Source organism: Mesorhizobium erdmanii (genome assembly GCF_013170725.1).
Classification (GTDB): Bacteria; Pseudomonadota; Alphaproteobacteria; order Rhizobiales; family Rhizobiaceae; genus Mesorhizobium; species Mesorhizobium erdmanii.
The window spans coordinates 6,017,757-6,042,916 of the sequence record NZ_CP033361.1 but is presented as its reverse complement, the minus strand read 5'-3'; the positions used below and the strand labels follow the sequence as shown (position 1 = coordinate 6,042,916).

The window sequence follows — 25,160 nt, the reverse complement described above, 5'->3', positions numbered from 1 at the left end:
CCCCTCATTTCACCGGCTCCGCGTGATCGCAAGTGGGAAACTGACTGCAGCCGAGAAAGCGACGATTGGCGGGCCCGATTCTCTGTACAAGGTGGCCGGCGCGACATGTTGGACATTGACGCAGAGCGGCACCGTCGATTGTCTCAAAGCGGAGGTTGTCGCCAGCGATTTCGGAGAGCTCGCCGACGTATCGAGACGGTTCGCGGCTGTTGGTGAGCAGGAACACGCCGCGGCTTGCGCGGGTCAGAGCGACATAGAACAGGCGCCGTTCCTCAGCATACTCAAATGTCTCAGGTCGCGGCATGACCAGGTTGAGTGGTTCGTCATCCTCGATCCGGCTTGGCACCCCATAGTCGCCTTCACTGACATCGAGCAAAATCGTGTAGTCGGCCTCCAGCCCCTTGGCACGATGGAACGACAGTCCCGACACTTCGATGTTCTCGAAATCGGGCTTTGCTTCCTTGAACGGGTCGTGCTGATTGTAGCGCCAGAGCACCATCACCTTGAGCTTCTGGCGCCCATCGCCGCGCCATTGCTCCGAGCGACCGCCGAGGACAGCGTCGAGACGCTTCAGCAGCCGCCAGCAGGCGACGCCGAAGTCGGGCTTCCCCCGCTCGTTCTCTATCGGAACGACACGGATCGATCGAGCGACGGGGGGCCGTGTCGACCGCACTGACTTTTTCAGTTGCGCCGGATTGCGCTGCACGAAGCTCGCGGCAGTCTCGGCGATGAGCTGGTTGCAGCGATAGGTCTGCTCGAGCTGGCCCTGCCAGCTTGCGCCGAAGTTTGCCTCGAACTGCGTGAAAATGGTGATGTCGGAGCCTGCAAAGCGATAGATGGACTGCCAGTCGTCACCGACGGCGAAGATCTTGGTGAACGCCTTCTGGTGCTTCAGCGCCTTGATGAGGTTTGCACTCGGCTCGGAAATGTCCTGGAACTCATCGGCGAGGATCAGGGCATAGGTGCTCTGGTACCGCCCAGTTTCCACGAGGCGCGTCGCATTGGCGATCATCGAGTCGAAGTCGATGCGATTGGCCGATCCAAGGACCGGGTTTACCAATGGCCTCAGTGGCAGCTAATTCTGGACTGGCGTTAAGTGGTTGGATCGGCGTGGAATTTAACCGGTCAACCCGCTTACGGTCGGCAACGGATTGGTCAACCCAAGACCCCTGGATTGGTAGACCAAAGCAGCAGCCCAATCGACCAAGATTCAGCTCTGTACTTCCCCACAATCCTTTGAGACAGATGGCGTCAGAATGTAATCGTGGCAACGTGCGCGCGACAGCGTCCTGACTTAATTCCGGACTGCAACAGATAATTCTGGACGCCACAGTGGAATTGCGCCACCGGGCAGCAGCCTAGGGAATCGCACCAAGAATCAGGCCTGGCGCAAACTTCGAGCGGGCCCTGTGCTTGGGCGCTGACGCACGGCGCCGCTGGCCCTGCCGACCGCGAGCCGAGCTCGGCCGGTGCGCCGATCGGTTGGTGGCGCTAGCACCAAAGCTTCGTGCCAAGGCAGGGGAAACGATCCAGAAGGAGGCTGGAAGCCTGTCGCGTTTTGCGTCGCGCCGTTTGTTTGAGCGGCTGCGGACAAGTGCTCAGGGGCAGGGGAGCATGAAAAAGCTGGGGGCATCACGCGGCCATTTTCGCCTCGTTCAGTGGTAGTCGCCGTTCCTCGCACCAGCATTTGAGTCGCTGTCGAGCGTGCGGTCCGCGAGTTCGCAGTTGCATGAGGAGATGAACGCCGCCCGGCGTCCATTGCCCTTCCGTATGGGTCAATACGGTCAGGTCGCCTGCCATCATTCCAGGACAGGACAACTGATAAAGAAGGTCTCGCCGGTCTGGCGCTGACGTCCACTGTCCGACACTGTTCTGTCGCCTTTTGTTGGGTCCGCGACACCGGCCTATTTCGCTGAGCTCCTGTCTAGCCTCAGGCTAATCCGCTGAAAAGCAATCACAATGTTTTTTCTTCTGCTGGGTCGGCCAAATTGGCACGAGTTTTGAAACTCCTTCGTTGCGAGCCGGGAGCCGCCGACCGACCTTCATTTGGTGGATGACACCGCGATCGATGGATCGAAGAAAGAAAAGCAAAATGTCAAATCCGCATCAGATAGCATTCTATGGCAAGGTGGCCTCGGCGAAACCGCCCAGTACCCAAACAGGCTGCCGCCCTTGTCGACCCTTGCGCAGGAAGTCTTGATGGCCGGCTGCGACTCAAAGGCCCACCACACTCGCCTTGATCCTGAACTCGAAAGCTCAGGATAGAGTTCTGCATCTCTCCGCGCGGTATGCCTAGATAGTTACACGTTGGCCGATCTTGATAATCCGTCGGGCTACGCCGCGGAGGACGTCTCCATGCCGTCTTACGTTATTCGCTGCAGCGCCTTCCGCCCTTCCATCGCTTAGAGAGTGAAGTGCCACCATGACCGAACAATCCTTGCCGACGCTGCCGATGTGGCGCGTCGATCACATCGAGCCCTCGCCTGAGATGTTGGCGCTACGCGCCAACGGTCCGATCCACCGCGTGCGCTTCCCCTCCGGGCACGAAGGCTGGTGGGTGACAGGCTACGACGAGGCCAAGGCGGCGCTGTCCGACGCGGCGTTCCGGCCGGCGGGAATGCCGCCGGCGGCATTCACCCCGGATTCGGTGATTCTCGGTTCGCCGGGGTGGCTGGTCTCGCACGAGGGGGGCGAGCATGCCCGGTTACGCACGATCGTGGCGCCGGCCTTCAGCAACCGCAGGGTGAAGGTGCTCGCGCAGCAGGTCGAGGCGATCGCCGCGCAGTTGTTCGAGACGCTGGCGGTCCAGCCCCAGCCCGCCGACCTGAAGCGCCACCTCTCCTTTCCGCTGCCGGCCATGGTCATCAGCGCGCTGATGGGCGTGCTCTACGAGGATCACGCCTTTTTCGCCGGGCTGTCCGACGAAGTGATGACGCACCAGCATGAAAGCGGCCCGCGCAGCGCGTCGCGCCTGGCCTGGGAAGAACTGCGCGCCTACATTCGCGGCAAGATGTGGGACAAGCGCCAGGATCCGGGAGACAACCTGCTGACGGATCTGCTCGCGGCGGTCGAGCAGGGCAATGCGACCGAGGAAGAGGCGATAGGCCTGGCGGCGGGCATGCTGGTGGCGGGGCACGAGAGCACGGTCGCGCAGATCGAATTCGGCCTGCTGGCCATGTTCCGCCATCCGCAACAGCGCGAACGCCTGGTCGGCGATCCATCCCTGGTGGATAAGGCGGTGGAGGAAATCCTGCGCATGTACCCGCCGGGCGCGGGCTGGGACGGCATCATGCGCTATCCGAGGACCGACGTGACTATCGCGGGCGTGCATATTCCCGCGGAGAGCAAGGTGCTGGTCGGCCTGCCGGCGACGTCGTTCGATCCGCGCCATTTCGACGACCCGGAAATCTTCGACATCGGCCGCGACGAGAATCCGCACCTGACGTTCTCCCACGGGCCGCACTACTGCATCGGCATGGCGCTGGCCAGGCTGGAACTCAAGGTGGTGGTCGGTTCGATCTTCCAGCGCTTTCCCGCGCTGCGCCTGGCCGTGGCGCCCGAAGAACTGAAGTTGCGCAAGGAGATCATCACTGGCGGGTTCGAGGAGTTGCCGGTGCTCTGGTGATGCGCGGACGCCGCCCGGAATCGCGACCTTCTCCGCAATTTGCCGGCGCGCGTTGCGCGCGCCGGTCAGATCAGCCAGCCAACAGGAAACCACGATGGACGTGCAAGAAACCACGGCAGCATGCCGGGACGCCTTCGCCGAACTGGCGTCGCCAGCGTGCATCCACGATCCGTATCCGTTCATGCGGTGGTTGCGCGAGCACGATCCGGTGCATCGTGCGGCGTCGGGCCTCTTTCTATTGAGCCGCCACGCCGACATCTACTGGGCGCTCAAGGCCACGGGCGATGCGTTTCGGGGACCGGCGCCGGGCGAACTGGCGCGCTATTTCCCTCGTGCGGCGACCAGCCTGTCACTCAATCTGCTGGCGTCCACGCTAGCGATGAAGGACCCACCGACGCATACGCGTCTGCGCCGGCTGATCTCGCGCGATTTCACCATGCGCCAGATCGACAACCTGCGGCCGAGCATCGCGCGCATCGTCGCAGCGCGCCTGGACGGCATGGCGCCCGCGCTGGAGCGCGGGGAGGCGGTGGACCTGCATTGGGAATTCGCGCTGGCCTTGCCCATGCTGGTCTTCGCCGAACTGTTCGGCATGCCCCAGGACGACATGTTCGGGCTCGCCGCCGGCATCGGCGCCATTCTGGAAGGCCTGAGCCCACACGCCAGCGATCCTCAGCTCGCCGCGGCGGACGCGGCCAGCGCCAGGGTGCAGGCCTACTTCGGCGACCTCATACAGCGCAAGCGCACCGATCCCCGCAACGACATCGTGTCGATGATGGTCGGCGCGCACGACGACGATGCCGACAAGCTGTCGGATGCGGAGTTGATCAGCATGCTGTGGGGCATGCTTCTAGGCGGCTTCGCCACCACTGCTGCGACCATCGACCATGCGGTCCTGGCGATGCTGGCGTATCCCGAACAGCGGCACTGGCTGCAGGGAGACGCCGTGGGGGTGAAGGCATTCGTCGAAGAAGTCCTGCGCTGCGACGCGCCTGCCATGTTCAGCTCCATTCCGCGTATCGCCCAGCGCGACATCGAACTGGGCGGCGTGGTGATCCCGAAGAACGCGGACGTGCGCGTGCTCATCGCGGCCGGCAATCGCGACCCGGACGCCTTCGCCGACCCCGACCGCTTCAATCCCGCGCGGTTCTACGGCACCACTCCTGGCATGTCGACCGACGGGAAGATCATGCTGAGCTTCGGCCACGGCATCCACTTCTGCCTCGGTGCGCAACTTGCCCGGGTGCAGTTGGCCGAGAGCCTGCCGCGGATCCAGGCGCGCTTCCCCACGCTGGCATTGGTCGAGCAGCCGACCCGGGAGCCCTCCGCGTTCCTTAGGACGTTTCGCGCGCTGCCGGTGCGGCTGCATGAGGGGGGCTGAGATGCGCGTCGTGATCGATCAGGATCTGTGCGGAACCACCGGGCAGTGTGCGCTGACGCTGCCGGGCACCTTTCGCCAGCGCGAACCGGACGGCGTGGCGGAAGTGTGCGTGGCGACGGTCCCGCAGGCGCTGCACGCCGCCGCGCGGCTCGCCGCCAGCCAGTGTCCGGTCGCCGCCATTCGGGTCATCGAAAGCGACGCTGGCGAGCGCGCCAGCGCCGACCCTGCGCCTTCTCCGGCGCAGGCTGAGCGGCATGCCGCGAAAGACCAACGCAACCCAGGAGGACGGTTTGAAGGCAAGGTGGCCGTGGTGACCGGCGCCGGCGCCGGCATCGGCAAGGCATGCGCCCTCGCCATCGCGCGCGAGGGCGGCAACGTGGTGGTGGCCGACATTGATGGCTCGGCGGCCGTCGCCTGCACCGCGCAGATCGCGGCCGAAGCGGGCCACGCGCTGGCCCTGGCCATGGACATCGCCGATGCGCAGGCGGTGGCAGCGCTGTTCGAGACGGCGGAGCGGCACTTCGGTGGGGTCGACCTGCTGGTGAACAACGCGAGCGCCATGCATCTGACACCGCGTGACCACACGATCCTCGACCTGGACCTGGCGGTCTGGGATCAGACCATGGCGACCAATCTGCGCGGCACGCTGCTCTGCTGCCGGCAGGCCATCCCACGAATGATCGCCCGCGGCGGTGGCGCGATCGTCAACATGTCGTCGTGCCAGGGGCTCAGCGGTGACACCGCACAGACGTCCTACGCCGCGTCGAAGGCGGCGATGAACATGCTATCGGTCTCGCTCGCCACCCAGTACGGTCATGCGCAGATCCGCTGCAACGCGGTTGCGCCGGGTCTCATCATGACCGAGCGTCTCCTCGCCAAGCTGGACGAGCGCATGCAACGGCATCTGAGCCGGCACCAACTCCTGCAACGCGTCGGCCGCCCCGAGGACGTGGCCGCGCTGGTGGCGTTCCTGCTCTCCGACGATGCTGCGTTCATCACCGGCCAGGTCCTGTGCATCGACGGCGGCATGCTGGCGCATGTGCCGACGTACGCCGACGGTGGCAACAGCCGCGCCGCGCGGCCTGCCGGCGACACCGCCAAAGCGGCCACGGCGCCCCGCTGCTGATGGACATGCTGCTCAACCCGCTGGACCGTCGGCACCGGCTGCGGGACGACATCCCGGTCGTGCCCGGCGCTTTCCCCCTGGTCGGACATCTTCCCGCCATCGTATGCGACCTGCCACGCCTGTTGCGGCGCGCGGAATGGACGCTGGGCAGCCACTTCTGGCTGGATTTCGGCCCTGCCGGACACCTGATGACCTGTGTGGATCCGGATGCGTTTGCATTGCTCCGGCACAAGGACGTGTCCTCGGCGCTGATCGAAGAGATCGCGCCCGAATTGCTTGGCGGAACGTTGGTCGCCCAGGACGGCGGCGCGCACCGGCAGGCGCGCGACGCGATAAAGGCGGCGTTCCTGCCCAAGGGGCTGACCCAAGCCGGCATCGGCAACCTGTTCGCGCCCGTCATCCAGGCGCGGGTGCAGGCGTGGCGCGACCGCGGCGACGTAACCATCCTGCGCGAAACCGGCGACCTGATGCTCAAGCTCATCTTCAGCCTCATGGGAATCCCAGCGCGGGACCTGCCGGGATGGCATCGCAAATACCGGCAACTGCTGCAGTTGATCGTCGCGCCCCCGGTCGACCTGCCCGGACTGCCCTTGCGGCGCGGCCGCGCCGCCCGCGACTGGATCGACGCGCAGTTGCGCCAGTTCGTCCGCGACGCGCGCGCGCATGCCGCGCGCACTGGGTTGATCAATGACATGGTGAGCGCCTTCGATCGCGACGACGATGCGCTTTCCGACGACGTCCTGGTCGCCAATATCCGCTTGCTGCTGCTTGCCGGTCACGACACCACCGCCTCGACGATGGCCTGGATGGTGATCGAGCTGGCGCGGCAGCCTGGGCTGTGGGACGCCCTGGTCGAGGAGGCGCAACGCGTGGGCGCGGTGCCGACCCGGCACCCGGACCTGGCGCAGTGTCCGGTCGCCGAGGCGCTGTTCCGCGAGACGCTGCGCGTGCATCCGGCGACCACGCTCCTGCCGCGTCGCGCGCTGCAGGAATTGCAACTCGGCCAACGGCGCATTCCCGCGGGCACCCCTCTGTGCATCCCGCTGCTGCATTTGTCGACCTCGGCGCTGCTGCACGAGGCGCCTGATCAGTTCCGCCTGGCGCGGTGGCTAAAACGCACGGAGCCGATCCGGCCGGTGGACATGCTGCAGTTCGGTACCGGCCCACACGTCTGCATCGGTTACCACCTAGTGTGGCTGGAAATGGTGCAGTTCTGCATCGCCTTGGCACTGACCATGCACAAGGCCGGGGTGCGGCCGCGGTTGCTGAGCGCCGCCGAAAAAGGTCGGCGCTATTTCCCGACCGCACATCCGTCCATGAAAATCCGCATCGGATTCTCATGAGCTGGCATCGCATGCCCCGTGTGGCGAGGCAGCTGCGCCGGCGACGCGCGGCAATGCTGCACTCGGCGCGCGCGCTCGGGGCGACGCCGCCAACACCGCGGCGGCTCGGACGCTCGCCGTGGCCGTGCCAGGTACAAGGACATGAACGACATGCAGACCGATTCCACGCTACACGACGACGCGCAGGCGCGCGGCGCATCCGGCAGGCTGCCGCCCGAGATCTGGATGCAGGACGGCGCAAGGCGGGTCGAACAGGCGCTGGCGCGTCTTCTCTGCGCCGAAGACGACGGTGAGACCGAGCTGATGGCGGCGATGCGCTACGCCACCTTGCATGGCGGAAAGCGCACCCGCGCCTTGCTCTGTCTGGCTACCGGCGCACTGGCCGACACGCCGGCGCACATGCTCGACGATGTCGGCGCCGCCATCGAGATGATGCACGCCTGTACCCTGGTCCACGACGACCTGCCCGCAATGGACGATGACGTGCTTCGCCGCGGCCTTCCGACCGTGCACGTCAAGTTCGGCGAAGCCACTGCGATCCTGGTCGGCGATGCGCTGCAGGCGCACGCCTTCCTGACCCTGGCGAGCCTGGATGCGCCGGGCGACAACCGTATCGCGCTCGTGCGCGAACTGGCGCAGGCGGTGTCCGCCGAGGGTGCCGCAGGCGGGCAGGCCATGGATCTGTCGCTGGTAGGAAAGCACGTCGAGCTGGACAGGATCGTGGCGATGCACCGGATGAAGAGCGGAGCACTAGTGCGCGCGTCCGTTCGCATGGGCGCGCTATGCGCCATCGCGGAGGATGCCGCCCATGCTGCGCTGTACTGTGCGCTCGATCGCTACTCCGCCTGTTTCGGCCTGGCGTTGCAGGTGGTCGACGACATTCTCGACGCGACAGCGGATACCGCGACGTTGGGCAAGACCCCCGGCAAGGACGCAGCGGCGCAGAAGCCGACCTGTGCGTCGATCATGGGTCTGCAGGCAGCGCGCCAGTTGGCGCTGGATCTGTTGCGCGACGCCGGGGAGTCCATCGCCCCGCTGGGAACGCGTGCAGAACGGTTGGCGCAGATGCTGCAGCGGGCCAACGCGTATCTGTTCAAGCACGCGCCATGCGCATGAGCGCGCCCGTCCGCATGGAGACGCCCCTGTGCCGCTGCGATCGATCGGCCGGCGTGAGCGGTTCATGCTGCACTGTGTCCAAGTCGGCGGCGGCGATCGCAGCGGTTGCCCAGCACAGCCGCGGCGCACGCGGCGCACGAGGCGCACGCGGCGCGCTGCGCGCAAGCCTATACGGCGGATCGGCCCCAGCATGGGGCGCGTCGCCGCGCCGGAGCAGGGCGGCCGTCCGGCGCTGCCCGTGCGTCGGGCCGCGACGGGCCTGCGGCGACATGCGCGGCGTCTGCCCGATCCTGGTTCCCGTCAACTGTCTGCAGAAGGAACATACCGCGTGAACGCGCTGTCCGAACAGATCCTTTCCGAATTGCGCCACCTGCTGATCGAGATGAGCGACGGCGGCAGCGTCGGTCCGTCCGTCTACGACACGGCGCGAGCTCTGCAGTTCCACGGCAACGTCACCGGTCGGCAGGAGGCATACGCGTGGCTCATCGCGCAACAACAGGCCGATGGCGGATGGGGAAGCGCGGACTTCCCGCTGTTCCGCCATGCGCCCACCTGGGCGGCGTTGCTGACATTGCAGCGTGCCGATCCTCTTCCCGGCGCTGCCGACGCAGTCCAGGCTGCAACCCGGTTCCTCGAGCGCCAGCCCGATCCCTACGCGCATTCGGTGCCGGAAGACGCGCCGATCGGCGCGGAGCTGATCCTGCCGCAGTTGTGCGGCGAGGCCGCATCCTTGCTGGGCGGCGTGGGGTTTCCGCGCCACCCGGCGCTGTTGCCGTTGCGGCAGGCGTGCCTTGTCAAGTTGGGCGCGGTGGCGACGTTGCCGAGCGGCCATCCGTTGCTGCACTCCTGGGAAGCCTGGGGAACGTCGCCGACCACCGCATGTCCGGACGATGACGGCAGCATTGGCATCAGTCCGGCGGCCACGGCCGCGTGGCGTGCGCACGCCGTAACAGATGGGAGCACGCCGCAGGTCGGGCGCACCGACGCGTATCTGCAGGCGGCATCGCGGGCGACGCGCAGCGGCATCGAAGGTGTCGTTCCCAACGTCTGGCCGATCAATGTGTTCGAGCCATGCTGGTCGCTGTACACCCTGCATCTGGCCGGGCTGTTCGCGCATCCCGCGTTCGCCGATGCCGTGCGCGTGATCGTCGCGCAGCTCGACGCCCGCATGGGCGTGGGCGGTCTGGGCCCGGCCTTGCACTTCGCAGCCGATGCCGACGACACCTCCGTTGCGTTGTGCGTCCTGCGCCTTGCAGGTCGCGAACCGCCGGTCGATGCGTTGCGCGATTTCGAAGTCGGCGAGCTATTCGTCACCTTCCCCGGCGAGCGCAATGCCTCGGTGTCGACCAACATCCATGCCCTGCATGCGTTGCGACTGTTGGGAAAGCCCGCCGCCGGTACCAGCGCTTACGTCGAGGCCAATCGCAACCCGCACGGTCTATGGGACAACGAAAAATGGCACGTTTCGTGGCTGTATCCCACCGCGCATGCTGTCGCTGCGCTGGCGCAAGGCAAGCCCCAGTGGCGCGACGAGCGCGCGCTGGCAGCGCTGCTGCAGGCGCAGCGCGATGACGGCGGCTGGGGCGCCGGTCGCGCGTCCTCATTCGAGGAAACCGCCTATGCGCTGTTCGCGTTGCACGTGATGGACGGGAGCGAAGAGCCGACAGGGCGCCGGCGCATCGCGCAGGCGGTGGCGCGTGCGCTGGAGTGGATGCTCGCCCGCCATGTGGAGCATGCATTGCCGCAGACGTCGCTGTGGATCGGCAAGGAACTGTATTGCCCCACCCGGGTCGTGCGCGTGGCCGAACTCGCCGGGTTGTGGCTGGCGCTTCGTTGGGGGCGGCGCGTCCTGGCCGAGGGAGCAGGAGCGGCGCCATGATCCAGACCGAACGCGCGCTGCAGCAGGTGCTGGAGTGGGGGCGTTCCCTGACAGGGTTCGCCGACGAGCATGCCGTGGAAGCGGTCAGGGGCGGCCAGTACATCTTGCAGCGCATCCACCCGAGCCTGCGCGACACCAGCGCCCGCACTGGCCGCGATCCGCAGGACGAAACGCTGATCGTGGCGTTCTATCGCGAACTGGCGCTGTTGTTCTGGCTCGACGATTGCAACGACCTTGGCCTGATCGCGCCGGAGGAGCTCGCCGCGGTGGAGCAGGCGCTGAGGCAGGGCGTGCCGTGCGCGCTCCCCGGATTCGAGGGCTGCGCTGTGCTGCGCGCTTCGCTGGCCGCGCTCGCCTACGATCGCCGCGACTATGCTCAGCTTCTCGACGATACCCGGTGCTACTGCGGGGCGCTGCGCGCCGGACACGCGCAGGCGGCAGGGGCGGAACGCTGGTCCTACGCCGAGTACCTGCACAACGGCATCGATTCGATCGCCTACACGAACGTGTTCTGTTGCCTATCGTTGCTGTGGGGGTTGGACATGGCGACCTTGCGCGCGCGTCCGGCGTTTCGCCAGGTCCTGCGGCTCATCTGCGCAATAGGGCGCCTGCAGAACGATCTGCATGGACGCGACAAGGACAGGTCGGCCGGCGAGGCCGACAACGCGGCGATCCTGCTGCGGCAGCGCTATCCGGCTATGCCTGTGGTGGAGTTCCTCAACGACGAGCTGGCCGGCCACACGCGCATGCTGCACCGGGTGATGGCGGAAGAACGCTTTCCCGCGCCGTGGGGACCGTTGATCGAGGCCATGGCGGCCATCCGCGCGCAGTACTACCAGCCCTCTACCAGCCGCTACCGCAGCGACGCTGCGGGGGGAGGCCAGCGTGCGCCGGCCTAAACGCGCGGGAGGCGGCGGCGTGCGCGCGCTGCCGTCGGTCCGATCCGACGCAACGCCGTCGCCTGATGCGACGGTTGGGGCGAGCATGAGCGACATCGCCCTGAGCAGGCGCAAGGACGACCATCTGGACATCGTGCTGGATCGGCGAACGGCGCCGGCCACGGTCGCCGCCGGGTGGGAGTACATCCGTTTCGAACACTGCGCATTGCCCGAGTTGGACCTGACGCAGATCGACCTGCGCGCCTCGCTGCTGGGCAAGACCATGCGCGCGCCGCTGCTGATCAGCTCGATGACCGGCGGCATGCCACGCGCCGAGGCCATCAACCGGCATCTGAGCGAGGCAGCGCAAGCCTTGGGGATCGCCATGTGCGTCGGTTCGCAGCGCGTGAGCCTGCAATCCCGCAACTCGCAGGGGCTGACGCGCGCGCTGCGCCGCCTGGCCCCAGACATTCCCTTGCTGGCCAATATCGGCGCCGCGCAACTGCGCGAGGCCGACGGCCTGGACCTGGCGCGCCGGGCGGTGGATGCGCTGGAGGCCGATGGACTCATCGTCCATCTCAATGCGCTGCAGGAAGCGGTACAGCCGGAGGGCGACCGGGACTGGCGCGGCGTCCTGGCGCAGATCGCTCGCGCCGCGCGCAGCGTGGACGTGCCGATTGTGGCCAAGGAAGTGGGGTCGGGCCTGTCCGCCTCGGTGGCCTGTGCGCTCGTCGAGTCGGGCGTGGCGGTGATCGATGTCGCCGGTGCCGGCGGCACCAATTGGGCCGCGGTGGAGGGCGAGCGCGCCCGCGATGCCGCCGACCGTGCAGTGGCGATGTCATTCGCCGACTGGGGGATTCCGACCCCGGCCAGCGTGCAGGCGGTACGTCGGGCGCTGCCAACGGTGAAGCTGATCGCGTCGGGCGGGATCCGCGACGGCGTGGACGTGGCCAAGGCCATCCGCCTGGGCGCGGACACCGCCGGGCAGGCGGCCGGCGTGCTGCGCGCGGCGACGGTGTCCACCGAGGCGGTTGTCGCACATTTCGAGATCGTCATCCGCCAGTTGGCCGTCGCCTGCTTCTGCACCGGCTCGGCTGATCTGGCGGCGTTGCGTCAGGCGCGCTTGTTGCCCTCGGCACATCTGCCCGCCGGTTGATGCCGGCGTCGCTCGTACGTGGCGGCGGGCGCCTAGCAAGTTGCTGAATACCTACGCCAAAGATAGACTACTGATCACCTTGGCGAGGCGGTTCAACGCGCGGGAGCTCGTGATCACCAGAAGGGAAGTCGATGCCCAGGACGTGGCTTGGTTGGAGACGCCAAGGATCGTCAAACTGACGATCCTTGTAACGTGGTCGGGGATCGACAAAGACAGGATCGAACCGGTCTCGTCACGATAGCGGAACGATCGCGCCAGAGGAAGCATTCGGTTCTGCCACAGCATCGGTCAGGCAAAAATAGGTTGCGTTGCGCAGATAAAATGCCCTGATCTTGACCATTCCTCCAAAGCACGTGGGCGGGGAGAAATCTCATACAACTGGCAGCGAAGGGGGGCTCGGCCCAATGAGCGGGGTGGCGCGTGAAGAAGTTAATCCGGCGTCATCGGCAACGTTTGCGCCGCTCGAGAATTCAACTTTCCGTCCGATCTGGATTGCCACACAGGTATCCAGTCTAGGGTGGCTGATTCAAATGGTCGCCATCAGTTGGCTGATGGCGACCATTTCGACATCGGATGTGATGGTCGCCTTGGTGCAGGCTTCGACGACGTTGCCCACATTCCTCCTGTCAATCGTCGCCGGCGCCCTAGCCGACAATTACAGCCGCCGCAATCTCATGTTCGCTGGCTGGTGCGTGATCGCATTGTCCTCGATGATGCTGACTGTTGTTGCAGGCCTCGGAATTTTCAATCCATGGATGGTTCTTGCATTCAGCTGTTTGGCCGGAGTAGGCGCCGCTTTCACCGACCCCGCCTGGCACGCGTCGGTCGGCGATATCCTGCGCAAGCGCGATGTTCCGGCCGCCGTCACGCTTATCTCGGTCGGATATAACGCCGTCCGAAGCATCGGTCCAGCTCTCGGTGGCGTCGTGGTTGCTTCCTTTGGCCCTTTGACGGCTTTCGCCGTGGCGACGCTTACGTATCTGATGCTGCTGTGGACCATAGGGCGCTGCAAATGGCATGTTCGCTCGTCACCGCTGCCGAGTGAACCATTGACCACTGCGATCCATGACGGAGCGCGCTTCACCGCCCTGTCATCCGAAATCAAGGCAGCAATTGCCCGCAGTGCCCTTTTTGGCCTGACGAGCATCTCCATACTAGCGCTCTTGCCTCTCGTCGCCCGCGATCAGCTGGGGGGAGGGCCAATCGTTTACGGCATCCTGATGGCCGGCTTCGGGACCGGCGCCTTGTTCGCCGGCATCTGCAACAACACTCTGAGACGGAGGCTGTCCCAGGAACGTTTGACGACTCTGTCGTGCATCGCCTGTGCGGCTTGTTGTCTATCGCTTGCTTTCACCCCCTCGGTGGCGGTGGCGGTTATCGCGCTGGCGCTCGGCGGCGCGGGCTGGGTCGTGACCTGGACCGGGCTGGACGTGAGCGTCCAGTTGGCGAGTCCAAGGTGGGTCGTTGGTCGCACGCTCTCGATCTATTATGCTCTTTCATCCGGCGGCATCGCGGCTGGCAGCTGGCTGTGGGGTACGGTGGCCGAGAGCAATTCGCTAAGCTCGGCTCTGGAGCTTTCAGGTGGCGCGCTGCTGCTGGTCGCCGGCACCGGCTTCCTGCTGCCCATCCGTCAATGGAAAGACTCCGATCAGGCCCCTCTTGGCTTCGAAACGCCTCAGGTTGCCCTGGAATTGAAACCACGAAGCGGGCCGATCGTCGCCAAGATCGAATATTCAATACCCGAAGCAAATGTCGAAGCGTTCCTGGAGCAGATGCGGGAACGCCGGCGAGTACAAAGCGGCGTCGGTGCGCGACACTGGAATCTCCAGCGCGACCTACAACAGCCTTCGCATTGGACAGAAACCTTCCGCACCCCGACCTGGATGGACTACCTTCGCCTGAACCACCGCCTTACGGCAGCCGACAAGGAGTTGGACCAGCGTCTCCTCGCATTGCATCTAGGAGAGCTTCCTCCTCGAACCACACTTGCGATCGAGCGGCCGACCGGAGCTGGCCGCAAGCGGGACCAATCGATGCGGTTCTTTTTCCGGCGTTGACATTCGTCCAGGCGTCCGCGCTGGTGAGACAGGATAGGTTGGAAACGAGCCAACGCTCTCACCATCCGTTTTGCAGATCGGCTTCGATCCTGGGCGGCTCAGACGTATCCTTGTCGGAGAGATTCCTCGGCACTCGAGCGTCTTGGAGCGCGTTGCGCTCAAGCTCACCGGCACCTGTTCGGTGCGTTCTCAAACAGAGCAATGGCTTTTCGCGCCGCAACCCCGAGGCGGGCTTGTAATTTTCGCTTTTGCTGGGGTTAACTCCAAAGTACGAGATATGAACAGGATCGGCTTCACGGCCCGTCTGGTTCGCAGTGGCCACAGAGGAATACACAGATATGGCGACCGGAACAGTGAAGTGGTTCAACAGCACCAAAGTTTTTGGCTTCATCCAGCCCGATGACGGCGGTCAGGACGTTTTCGTCCATATTTCAGCTGTAGAACGGGCTGGACTTTCAAACCTCGTTGATGGGCAGAAGATCAAGTACGACATCGAGCAGGACCGCCGTAGCGGCAAGTCCTCCGCAGGTAGTCTCAGCAAGGTAGGCTGATTTTCTCGTCGGACCCGCAGAGTGCGAAGGCGTCACGCAAACGGTGAATCACGAACGCTCTCGCCGCAAACCCCTTCCGCCCGGAAATCTGCCCCGGTTACGGCTCTCAGCGTATCCCAGAGTTGGGAGAAGCTTCTGCGAGACTACAACTGTAACATCATATCGGTTCCGCAGGTCAAGCTTCGGTGGTAACCTCATTGGGTCGAATAATGACTTTGGAGGCCGAGCAATGGATCGCGATAACAAAAGGGCACGCGCAGCTGCAAGTTCATCCCAAGACGTGGGGAATCGCAGTACTCTCCGTGACCTTCCATACGGACCATTGACCCATGTTGCAGAACGGCTGGTAACCGCTAACCCGCGCGATACAGCGCGAAATCTTGGGACCTTCAAAGAACTCGGGAGGCGAGAGCGCATAGCCGTTCGGGGCACTCGAACCGAGCCAGAAACTGACCTCGCGAGATTTGAAACGCGGACCAATCAGCTTGGACGATCAGCCGTCGATCTGGGGGACAAATTGACTGCCGGGCTGGGGCACACCTCGGATGAAGTAGCATTGGAGCTATTCAGAGCAGTCAGTAACGTATCCCATTACCTTAGGCCAGAGACGCAAGATAGCATTGTTAATCGCATTGGCAACATGGCCCCACCTTCGCAAGCTAACGGAGCGCTTTACGCTGCGCAAAACTTCAGCAAGTTTAACGCTGAAAATAAATCTCGCATTTTTGATCAGGCCGCTGAATTGGCTACCGATCCGGATGGCCACGTCAGGTCGACAGCATCCAATGCTATGTACGCGATGTATCACCAGTTAGATCCAAATCAACAGGCCCAAGCTCACTCAATTCCCGGCATGCAAGACATCTTGCCGCAGATGAGTCCTCCGCGGCATGCAGCAGAGGAACGCAGTGCGGATCTGGACGCCCACATAGCAGGTCTTGAAGCTGAAGTCCGTGCGGCAGGTGCGCAAATCTCCTATGAACAGCGGCAGCGGGGTGGTGAAATCGGGCAGTCCCTAAGCCACGCCTACAATCACGCCCGCGAGGATCTAATGGCTGCCTCCAGAAGCAGAGATCGCTCCGGCCGTTGAGGTCTCGGCCATGGCAGTAACGCTTCCTCTCCCGAATTCCGTTCACGGCCTTGCCATCTCCAATTCGCTGGCCGTTGACGTACCTGCTTAGTGTAGCTTTCAAAGACCACGCCTGCCGGGTGGTGCGATGCAAACGTCGCACCACCCGCTGCGGCATCGATCTGTCGAGCGGCGACATCGCGCGACGTCGGTTCGGTGTCTGAAGCAAGCGCAGCATTAGCTACGGCTAATCCGGCAATGGAACAATGTCTTCAACAAAAACGACGCCCCCAAACATAGCTCTTAGCATCGCGTGCTCGCTCGCCTTGGGCTTCTGCGCGGCAAGTCTGTACGCAACGTTCCGCCACGGGGGTAGCGGCGAGGCTTTGATGACGTTTGACGTCCGTGCCTTTTGGTTTGAGACGCCGTTCTATCTGGGTTTCGCAACCCCTGTCTTCTATCGGGGCGTAGCTATCGTGCTCGCAACGTCGGCGGTCGTCTTGCTGATTCAGCAGGTCGTATTGCGGCGCAAACTCGAACACCACGGGACGGCGCGTTGGGCTCGAGTCGACGAAATGCGATGCACCGGATATCTGCGACGATATCGTAGCGTGACAGGGCCGGTATTTGGGAAGACAAGTGGCCCTTTCTGGCCTGGCTACTACCTGACCAATGGCGAGCAGCCTCACAGCCTCATCGTTGCACCGACCCGCGCCGGCAAGGGCATCGGCATAGTCATTCCAACGCTACTTACATTCAAAGGCTCAGTGATAGCTCTCGACGTCAAGGGGGAGCTCTTTGAGCTCACCTCTAGGGCGCGCAAAGCCACAGGCGACAACGTGTTCAAATTCGCGCCGCTGGATTCGGAGCGGCGCACCAACTGCTACAATCCGCTGTTGGACCTTATAGCGCTGCCTCCGCAGCTGCAATTCACCGAAGCCCGCCGCTTGGCCGCAAACCTGATCACGGCAAAGGGGGAGGGCGCGGAAGGTTTCGTCAGCGGCGCGCGAGATATCTTTGTCGCGGGGATCCTTGCCTGCATCGAGCGGGGCACGCCAACAATCGGCGCCGTCTATGACCTCTTCGCCCAGCCGGGGGAGAAGTTCAAGCTCTTCGCGCAACTCGCCATGGAGACCCGGAACAAAGAGGCACAACGCATCTTCGACGACATGGCGGGGAACGATACAAAAATCCTGACCTCCTACACGTCCGTCCTCGGCGATGGCGGGCTCAATCTGTGGGCGGATCCGGCTGTAAAGGCAGCGACAAGTCGCTCGGACTTTTCGGTCTATGATCTTCGCCGTCGCAGAACGTGCATCTATCTGTGCGTCGGTCCGAACGACCTTGAGGTGATCGCGCCTTTGATACGCCTGTTCTTTCAGCAAATCGTTTCAATTCTACAGCGGTCGCTGCCCCGCCAAGATGAAAAGAACGAGGTTCTCTTTCTGCTCGACGAGTTCAAGCACTTGGGTAAGCTGGAGGCGATCGAGACCGCAATTACGACCATAGCGGGCTACAAGGGTCGTTTCATGCTCATCATCCAAAGCCTTTCGGCACTGACGGGGGCCTATGGAGAGGCTGGCAAGCAGAATTTTCTGAGCAATACCGGCCTGCAAGTGTTCATGGCCACTGCCGATGACGAGACTCCAACCTACATTTCCAAAGCCATCGGTGAATACACGTTTGAAGCCAAGTCGATTTCCTACAGCCAGGCGCGAACGTTCGATTGGAACATTCAGAATTCACATCAAGGTGCACCGCTGTTGCGTCCCGAACAGGTTCGGCTGCTCGATGAAGACTACGAGATTGTTCTCATCAAAGGCCTGCCACCATTGCAATTGAGGAAGGTGCGATATTATTCGGATCGCATTCTGAAACGCATCTTCGAAAGCCAGACAGGCGCCCTCCCGGAGCCGGCACCCTTGATGGAAGCTCATCCAGATGACACTGACGGTTAAGCGCCCGTCTCGCGTATCCCGTCCCTCGGCGATCAGAAACTCCACTACAGGTGAACGGCTATGGGAATTTGCATCTCCAAATCCTCCGGATCGACTCGACAGTCGCCGCGAGAATCCACGGCGTCCGGCTTTGAGAGCAGCATATCAGCGCTGAGGGTCTCCCTGGGCACGCCTGCCGACAGGTTGCGACGGGGCGGAGATGCGCCTCTGGAGCCACATCAGATCCAGCAGGCCGCCTATCATATGGGAGCGTGTGTCGTCGGTGACGACGTCACCAGCCCGATAAGACTCGCGACAGCGGGGCAAACAGTTCACGACGTTCGCCTGCTGCTCAAGCATGGCCGGGGAAACGTTAAGGTGGACGACATTCCCTCTCGCGGCCACAACAGCATCGGATCGTCGGTTGCAATGATGGGAGCAGACGACAACATTAAGGTTGCAGTGGCCGTAGTCATGGGAGCGGCGTGCTGCAATCAGAACGCTCCCCTTTCCGCTATCGTCCACGCCCCACACATGGCGGCCGACGAGTGGAGTATGACCTCTAGTGCTTCCGTGTCAATGAAACAGATAACCGACGAAGGTGATGAGATCCCAGTCAAGTTAGGTCACATTTGGAACGAACTGCGGCGCGGAAGCCGCGACCCGAGGTCGACCGTGGTTATGGATGCCTGGGCCAACGGCCCCGCTGTTCGGTTGAAAGACAGCGCATGGAGCGGAGTGCCGGTCAAGGAGGGTCATTGGTCGATGGACAAAAGCACCGCCGAATTCCTGAAAAACCGTGTTGAGGGGTTGATTCCGTTCGTGCATCCGGACACAAATGAACAGACTGCCAACGATTTGCGCCGGAAGCAAAACGAACCCACTTCGTGGAAAAAATATGCAGAAGTACAAGTGATCTCACCCGAGTTCGCCGATAGTGTACGCAACGCATTGTCCCGTATTCCTGAAGACCAACAAAAGGAAATCGCATCACGGATGATTCAGGAAGCCTACGAAGTGGATCCTTCCTCGCGCACGCACCAAGACGCAGTGGAATCAGTTCTGGTCGCCGCCAACCAACTGGACTCGCTGCCCCGGCCTCCTGTCGAGCCGCCGGAATTGGCGGCGTATCACCAGTTCGTCGCAAATCAACAGACCCAAGCTCACGCAGTTCCCGGCATGCAAGACATCTTGCCGCAGATGCCTCCGCCGCAGCATGCAGCAGAGGAACGGAATGCGAATCTGGACGGCCACATAGCAGGTCTTGAAGCTGAAGTCCGTGCGGCAGGTGCGCAAATCTCCTATGAACAGCTGCGGCGGGGTGGTCAAGTCGGGCAGCCCATAAGCCACGCCTACAATCACGCCCGCGAGGATCTAATGGCTGCCTCCAGAAGCAGAGATCGCTCCGGCCGTTGAGGTCTCGGCCATGGTAAGTGACGGTTTCTCCTCGAATCCCGTTCGGCCTTGCCATCTCCAATGCGCTGGCCGTTGATGTACCTGCCTTAGGGGCAGAAACACGTCTGCCGTGTGGCGCGATGCAAGCATCGCACCACACGCTCCGGCATCGATCTGTGGAGCCGCGACATCGCGCGACGTCGGTTCGGTGTCTGAAGCAAGCGCAGCATTAGCTACGGCTAATCCGGCAATGGAACAATGTCTTCAACAAAAACGACGCCCCCCAACATAGCTATTAGCATCGCGTGCTCGCTCGCCTTGGGCTTCTGCGCGGCAAGTCTGTACGCAACGTTCCGCCATGGGGGTAGCGGCGAGGCTTTGATGACGTTTGACATCCGTGCCTTTTGGTTCGAGACGCCGTTCTATCTGGGTTTCGCAACTCCTGTCCCTCTTCGCCCAGCCGGGGGGAAGTTCAAACTCTTCGCGCAACTCGCTATGCAGACCCGGAACAAAGAGGCACACGCATCTTCGACGACATGGCGGGGAACGATACAAAAATCCTGACGTCCTACACGTCCGTAGCTATCGTGCTCGCCACGTCGGCGGTCGTCTTGCTGTTTCAGCAGATCGTATTGCGGCCCAAACTCGAACATCACGGGACGGCGCGCTGGGCGCGAGTGGATGAAATGCGACGCACCGGATATCTGCGACGTCTCGGCGATGGCGGGCTCAATCTGTGGGCGGATCCGGCTGTAAAGGCAGCGACAAGTCGCTCGGACTTTTCGGTCTATGATCTTCGCCGTCGCAGAACGTGCATCTATCTGTGCGTCGGTCCGAACGACCTTGAGGTGATCGCGCCTTTGATGCGCCTGTTCTTTCAGCAAATCGTTTCAATTCTACAGTGGTCGCTGCCCCGCCAAGATGAAAAGAACGAGGTTCTCTTTCTGCTCGACGAGTTCAAGCACTTGGGTAAGCTGGAGGCGATCGAGACCGCAATTACGACCATAGCGGGCTACAAGGGTCGTTTCATGCTCATCATCCAAAGCCTTTCGGCACTGACGGCCTATGGAGAGGCTGGCAAGCAGGATTTTCTGAGCAATACCGGCCTGCAAGTGTTCATGGCCACTGCCGATGACGAGACTCCAACCTACATTTCCAAAGCCATCGGTGAATACACATTTGAAGCCAAGTCGATTTCCTACAGCCAGGCGCGAACGTTCGATTGGAACATTCAGAATTCACATCAAGGTGCACCGCTGTTGCGTCCCGAACAGGTTCGGCTGCTCGATGAAGACTACGAGATTGTTCTGATCAAAGGTCTGCCACCATTGCAATTGAGGAAGGTGCGATATTATTCGGATCGCATTCTGAAACGCATCTTTGAAAGCCAGACAGGCGCCCTCCCGGAGCCGGCACCCTTGATGATAGCGGACGAGGGGCTCTCGGCAGAATCTCAACTCGATGACCCGCTGCGTGAATTGGCGCAGAATTTTGACGATACAGTTTGATGTGAGGCTAAGGCCTGTTGAGATTCAGGATTCCACTTTTGGCTTGATTGTGATTCAAGCTTTGGATGGAACGATTTGTGCTGACGGACGCCCAATGGGCGAAGATGGAACCGCATTGTCTGGGTAAGCCAGCCGATCCCGGACGAAGTGGTAGCGACAATCGCCGCTTCATCGAAGCGTTGCTTTGGATCGTGCGGACAGGAAGCCCGTGGCGCGACCTTCCAGCCTTCTTCGGGAGCTGGAACACGGTTTTCAAGCGATACCGCGATTGGGTCAAAGCCGATGTTTTCATTCGGCTTTTCGAGGCCTGCTCGGATGAGCCGGACATGGAATACGCCATGGTTGATGCCACCATCGTCAAGGTCCACCGCCACGGACAGGGCGCAAAAGGGGGACTCAAAGCCAGGCCATAGGCCGCTCCAAGGGCGGCATGACAACCAAAATTCTGGCACTCACCGATGCACTTGGCAATCTTGTACGCTTTGTCCTTTTGCCCGGTCAGCGGTTCGATACCGTGGGTGTCGCACCGCTCATCGATGGTGTCTGTTTCGGCGGCTTGATCGCCGACAAAGCCTTCGACAGCAACACCATCATTGCCGACCTGAATGAGCGCGGCGCCAGGATCGTTATTTCACAGCACTCACGTCGTACTTTTCCCCTGCCGCTTGACAAGGAACTCTACAAATGGCGCCATCTGATCGAGAATTTCTTCTGCAAACTCAAGGAATTCAAGCGCATCGCCATGCGTGCCGACAAAACCGATCAGAGCTTTGCAGCCTTCATCAATCTCGCAGCCGCCGTCATTAACTCACGCTGAATCTCAACAGGCCTTAGTGTGGACCCGCGAAATAGTAATCCATCCCGCGTAACAGCTTTGTCGCAGGTGCAGGACTTGGAAGAGAAGCAAGCGGGCCAGGCCCGGCAAGTGGGCTTTGAGCAGCACGTGGCCGAGGCGCTCCGGCCGCTGTTCGATGATCGAGCTGACGAGCCGCCAACCAATCCAGAGGCGCTTCTGCGACTGGAACAGGGGTTCCGCGAAATGCTTCAGCGAGGGCAGGATGATCAAGCCGCCTCGTCTTTTTTCAGCGACCCAGGGATGCCCGCTGGACCGGGTGACCTCAACAGCGGCGTGGCGGACGCTTTCGCAGCGGCCGGCTCTGGGCATGCCGGAGTTGATGCCGCCGCCCCGCCAGTGTTAGCTGCCAGCCAACAGCAGATCCGGCCCTCGCCGGATGCGCTTGAACAGGGCAACCACCTGCCACCCGAGCGGGTCATCATCAACAATGAACATTCCACGGCGCTGTTGCGGACAGCGGAGAGGCAGAGGGCCCTGAATACGCCGCAAGCCGCCGCCATTCAGCAGCCGCTGAGCGAAATCGGCAATTCAGTCGGCCGCGTGCCGATGCAGCCCCCCATGCAGCAGTTGGGTGAATTGCCATTGGAAGGGGTACCGGTTCAAGGCACAGGGTCCGAACACATCGGAAGGCTGCATGCGGAGGCCGCGCCCTCCGCAAGGTCTGAGGCACCCCCCGCTGCGATCGAGGACTCCATCAACGTCTCATTCGCCGTCCCCAAAGGCTTCTCCCATCGGACTCAACGCGTCCCAGACGCGATGCTCTCTTTCTTGGACCCCCATGCCCCCTTGCCGGATGCGGGCCAGGCCCGGCAAGTGAGCTTTGAGCAGCACGTGGCCGAACCGCGCCGAGCCGATCCGGCTCCTGGCGCGAGTGGCGCCCGTGAAGCCCGCTATCGCCACCTGTCCGGCGAACACCGGGACGTTATTGATAAGGCGATCGCCCACGCTGCGGCCCAGCAACACCATAGCGCGGCGACGGTCCGAATATACTTGCATGCGCTTCGCCGATTGGCGAATGATCTCGGCGCTCGCGGCCAAGCGATTGATCTAAAAAATCACCAATCCCTGGTCGATCACGTCGATACTTTCTTTCCGGAAAACCACGGCATGAAGACGGCGTTGAACGTCCTGCGTGCGTATCACGAGCCGGGCTATTCAGCTGCTGCCGGGCGGCCAGCGGTGCCCTCAAAGGCAGACGCGCGTATCTTAGAACAATTGGCCAGTGACAGCAGCTTGGGCTTCGGCAGCCGTGATAACTATGGTCGGAATCTTCGCAGATTTTCTGAAGCGCTTGGGAGCTGGGGCCAGACGATCTCTGGGCTGGATCACAATTCGCGGATCAAATCCGCCGCGACGTTGTTTCCAGGCAACCGCAATCTCTTCTTCGCGTTGCAACGGGTTCGTGATGCGGAGTCCGCGTCAGACAGAAGCGTGGCCGACGCTTTCGCAGCGGCCGGCTCTGGGCACGCCGGAGTTGAGGCCGCCGCCCCGCCAGTGTTAGCTGCCAGCCAACAGCAGATCCGGCCCTGGCCGGATGCGCTTGACCAGGGCAACCACCTGGCACCCGAGCGGGTCATCATCAACAATGAACATTCCACAGCGCTGTTGTGGCCAGCGGAGCGGCAGAGGGCCCTGAATACGCCGCAAGCCGTCGCCATTCAGCAGCCGCTGAGCGAAATCGGCAATTCAGGCGGCCGCATGCCGATGCAGGCCCCCATGCAGCAGTTGGGTGAATTGCCATTGGAAGGGGTACCGGTTCAATGGACAGGGTCTGAACACATCGGAAGGCTGCATGCGGAGGCCGCGCCCTCCGCATGGTCTGAGAAGCCGCCCGCTGCGATCGAGAACTCCATAAACGTCTCATTCGCCGTCCCCAAAGGCTTCTCCCATGGGATTCAAGGCGTCCCAGGCGCGATGCTCTCTTCCTTGGACCATTATGGTTATGGCCTCTTGCCGGATGCGGAAAAGAAGGAGTGGAACCACGAGATTGAAGGTCGCGGCTACGCCGCCGAGAGGCCAGAAGGGCGCAACGACTTTTCGCTCGTCCATCGCGGTCCGATGAGCGAAGCTGCAGCGGCAGCAGTACCGGCAAGAGCTCCAGGACCCGTCTCGCCAGCGACCGCCAGGCTTTCAGACACCTATCGCGGTGTTCCGTTGGTCGATCTGACCACCACCTCCGATGCTCGGATCGGAGCTTTTCCGTCAGGCTCATCCAACCTCCCCGCGGGGGCGGTGCTCGGGGCCACCGAACTGCTAAGCGACGCCCATATCCAGAGGGATTACGAATTCCTCGAGCAGCAGCTGCAGCAGGCGGATCCAGCGCTCGCCGCTCGAACGCGGCTGGTGGATCCGTCGGTATCCCATCTGCTGCGCCACATGGAGCAGCCAGACGCGCTAGGCACATTGCAGTCGATTTATAATCGAAACGCCGACCCACCCGACTTCCTATTCGTGCCAGTGAACGATGGCACTCCTAGCAACCGAGGCACCCATTGGTCGCTGCTGCTCGTAGATCGCCGCGACCCGCAAAGAACGGTCGCCTATCACTACGACTCCGTCCAGCAAAACGACTCCGTCCACCAAAATCGACGGGGATACAATGACGCGCCTGCCCGAGAGCTCGCAACAAGACTGGACGCGACCATCCTGGTGACACCCGAGGTGGCGCAGCAGAACAACCTTGTTGATTGCGGCGTGTTCGTGGTGGACGGCACGCGCGAGCTGGTTCTTCGATTGGCGAACCAAGAGCGGCCAGAACGGCAGCTGCCACTGGACCTCAACTACCTCGTCGCCGATCGGCAGGCGCTGCAAAACCGACTGAGGCAGGGCCGCTTGCCGCACGAGCTTGCCGCAATCCCCGCGGATGCTTTCGCAGCAGCCGGGTCGCAGGTGCAACATGCCGTCTTGCAAGAGCAGCAAGCCCGACAAGTGGCGCCAGCACCGTTTGAACCGCACTTGGGCAGGACTCGCGAGAGCCAGGACGAGCTGACGGGTACACTTGACAACCGCGTGAACAGAGAGGGCGTCATCATAAACACTGAACGTTACACAGTGCTGTTGAGACCGGCGAAGATGCAGAGGACTGACAATCCGCAATCCTTCGCCACGGGGCGGCAAGCGAGCGAAGCAAATACGTCGTCCATCAGGCAAGACTCCGATCAAACCCGAGCAGACCTCATGGCTTCCTCCAGAAGCAGAGAGCGCTTCGACGCCGGACGTTGAGCTCCACGGCTGGGGCGAAGCAGAACAGCTCTTTTGAGACAGAGGCGCTGATGCGATATCC

15 protein-coding genes and 3 pseudogenes are annotated in these 25,160 nt (G+C 62.6%); 17 read left to right on the top strand and 1 reads right to left on the bottom strand.

Features of this window, described 5'->3' with window-relative positions:
- Positions 1 to 4: 4 nt before the first annotated feature.
- A complete protein-coding gene (locus EB233_RS29055) occupies positions 5 to 1,060 on the bottom strand; it encodes a UvrD-helicase domain-containing protein (protein WP_279626502.1) in 1,056 nt (351 codons plus the stop codon).
- Positions 1,061 to 2,422: 1,362 nt separating this feature from the next.
- Between EB233_RS29055 and EB233_RS29050 the strand changes: the two genes are divergently transcribed.
- The 17 genes and pseudogenes from EB233_RS29050 to EB233_RS28975 all read left to right on the top strand — a co-directional run.
- Entirely contained in the window at positions 2,423 to 3,625 is a 1,203-nt protein-coding gene (locus tag EB233_RS29050; RefSeq protein ID WP_064987350.1) for a cytochrome P450, read from the top strand.
- Positions 3,626 to 3,719: 94 nt separating this feature from the next.
- Positions 3,720 to 5,006, top strand: coding sequence for a cytochrome P450 (locus tag EB233_RS29045; RefSeq protein ID WP_064987410.1), 1,287 nt, complete (start codon positions 3,720 to 3,722; stop codon positions 5,004 to 5,006).
- A 1-nt stretch (position 5,007) separates the two neighbouring features.
- Positions 5,008 to 5,289: pseudogene (locus EB233_RS32350) on the top strand (ferredoxin); the annotation flags it as partial.
- An 18-nt stretch (positions 5,290 to 5,307) separates the two neighbouring features.
- Positions 5,308 to 6,132 (top strand): SDR family oxidoreductase, encoded by an 825-nt coding sequence (locus tag EB233_RS29040; protein ID WP_064987411.1) that lies wholly within the window; start codon positions 5,308 to 5,310, stop codon positions 6,130 to 6,132.
- Positions 6,132 to 7,475, top strand: coding sequence for a cytochrome P450 (locus EB233_RS29035; protein ID WP_064987351.1), 1,344 nt, complete (start codon positions 6,132 to 6,134; stop codon positions 7,473 to 7,475). Before EB233_RS29040 ends, EB233_RS29035 begins: the two co-directional genes overlap by 1 nt.
- A gap of 150 nt (positions 7,476 to 7,625) precedes the next feature.
- Positions 7,626 to 8,591, top strand: a complete 966-nt coding sequence (locus EB233_RS29030) for a polyprenyl synthetase family protein (protein WP_064987412.1) — start codon at positions 7,626 to 7,628, stop codon at positions 8,589 to 8,591.
- Between the two features lie 328 nt (positions 8,592 to 8,919).
- A complete protein-coding gene (locus EB233_RS29025) occupies positions 8,920 to 10,470 on the top strand; it encodes a hypothetical protein (protein WP_064987353.1) in 1,551 nt (516 codons plus the stop codon).
- Positions 10,467 to 11,369, top strand: coding sequence for a terpene synthase family protein (locus EB233_RS29020; RefSeq protein WP_019856505.1), 903 nt, complete (start codon positions 10,467 to 10,469; stop codon positions 11,367 to 11,369). The genes EB233_RS29025 and EB233_RS29020 overlap by 4 nt, the downstream gene beginning before the upstream one ends.
- 85 nt (positions 11,370 to 11,454) lie before the next feature.
- Positions 11,455 to 12,504 carry a type 2 isopentenyl-diphosphate Delta-isomerase gene (fni, locus tag EB233_RS29015; RefSeq protein WP_019856506.1) on the top strand — a complete coding sequence of 350 codons (1,050 nt, stop codon included), beginning with the start codon at positions 11,455 to 11,457 and terminating at the stop codon, positions 12,502 to 12,504.
- A 404-nt stretch (positions 12,505 to 12,908) separates the two neighbouring features.
- Positions 12,909 to 14,561, top strand: a complete 1,653-nt coding sequence (locus EB233_RS29010; RefSeq protein ID WP_064987355.1) for an MFS transporter — start codon at positions 12,909 to 12,911, stop codon at positions 14,559 to 14,561.
- 338 nt (positions 14,562 to 14,899) lie between these two features.
- A complete protein-coding gene (locus EB233_RS29005) occupies positions 14,900 to 15,112 on the top strand; it encodes a cold-shock protein (protein WP_064987413.1) in 213 nt (70 codons plus the stop codon).
- 517 nt (positions 15,113 to 15,629) lie between these two features.
- Positions 15,630 to 16,202 carry a hypothetical protein gene (locus tag EB233_RS29000; RefSeq protein WP_244277777.1) on the top strand — a complete coding sequence of 191 codons (573 nt, stop codon included), beginning with the start codon at positions 15,630 to 15,632 and terminating at the stop codon, positions 16,200 to 16,202.
- Positions 16,203 to 16,447: 245 nt separating this feature from the next.
- Positions 16,448 to 18,139, top strand: coding sequence for a type IV secretion system ATPase VirD4 (virD4, locus tag EB233_RS28995; protein ID WP_064987357.1), 1,692 nt, complete (start codon positions 16,448 to 16,450; stop codon positions 18,137 to 18,139).
- A 357-nt stretch (positions 18,140 to 18,496) separates the two neighbouring features.
- Entirely contained in the window at positions 18,497 to 19,534 is a 1,038-nt protein-coding gene (locus tag EB233_RS31680) for a type III secretion protein (protein WP_179948858.1), read from the top strand.
- A 674-nt stretch (positions 19,535 to 20,208) separates the two neighbouring features.
- Positions 20,209 to 21,021, top strand: a pseudogene (locus tag EB233_RS28985) (type IV secretory system conjugative DNA transfer family protein); the annotation flags it as partial.
- 65 nt (positions 21,022 to 21,086) lie between these two features.
- Positions 21,087 to 21,838 (top strand): IS5 family transposase gene (locus EB233_RS28980; RefSeq protein WP_155765428.1). Its coding sequence is split into 2 segments (ribosomal slippage): positions 21,087 to 21,417 and positions 21,417 to 21,838, totalling 753 coding nucleotides; the frame shifts between segments, so codons are not numbered across the junction.
- 75 nt (positions 21,839 to 21,913) lie between these two features.
- Positions 21,914 to 25,099 (top strand): annotated as a pseudogene (locus tag EB233_RS28975) (Ulp1 family isopeptidase); the annotation flags it as partial.
- Positions 25,100 to 25,160 lie beyond the last annotated feature (61 nt).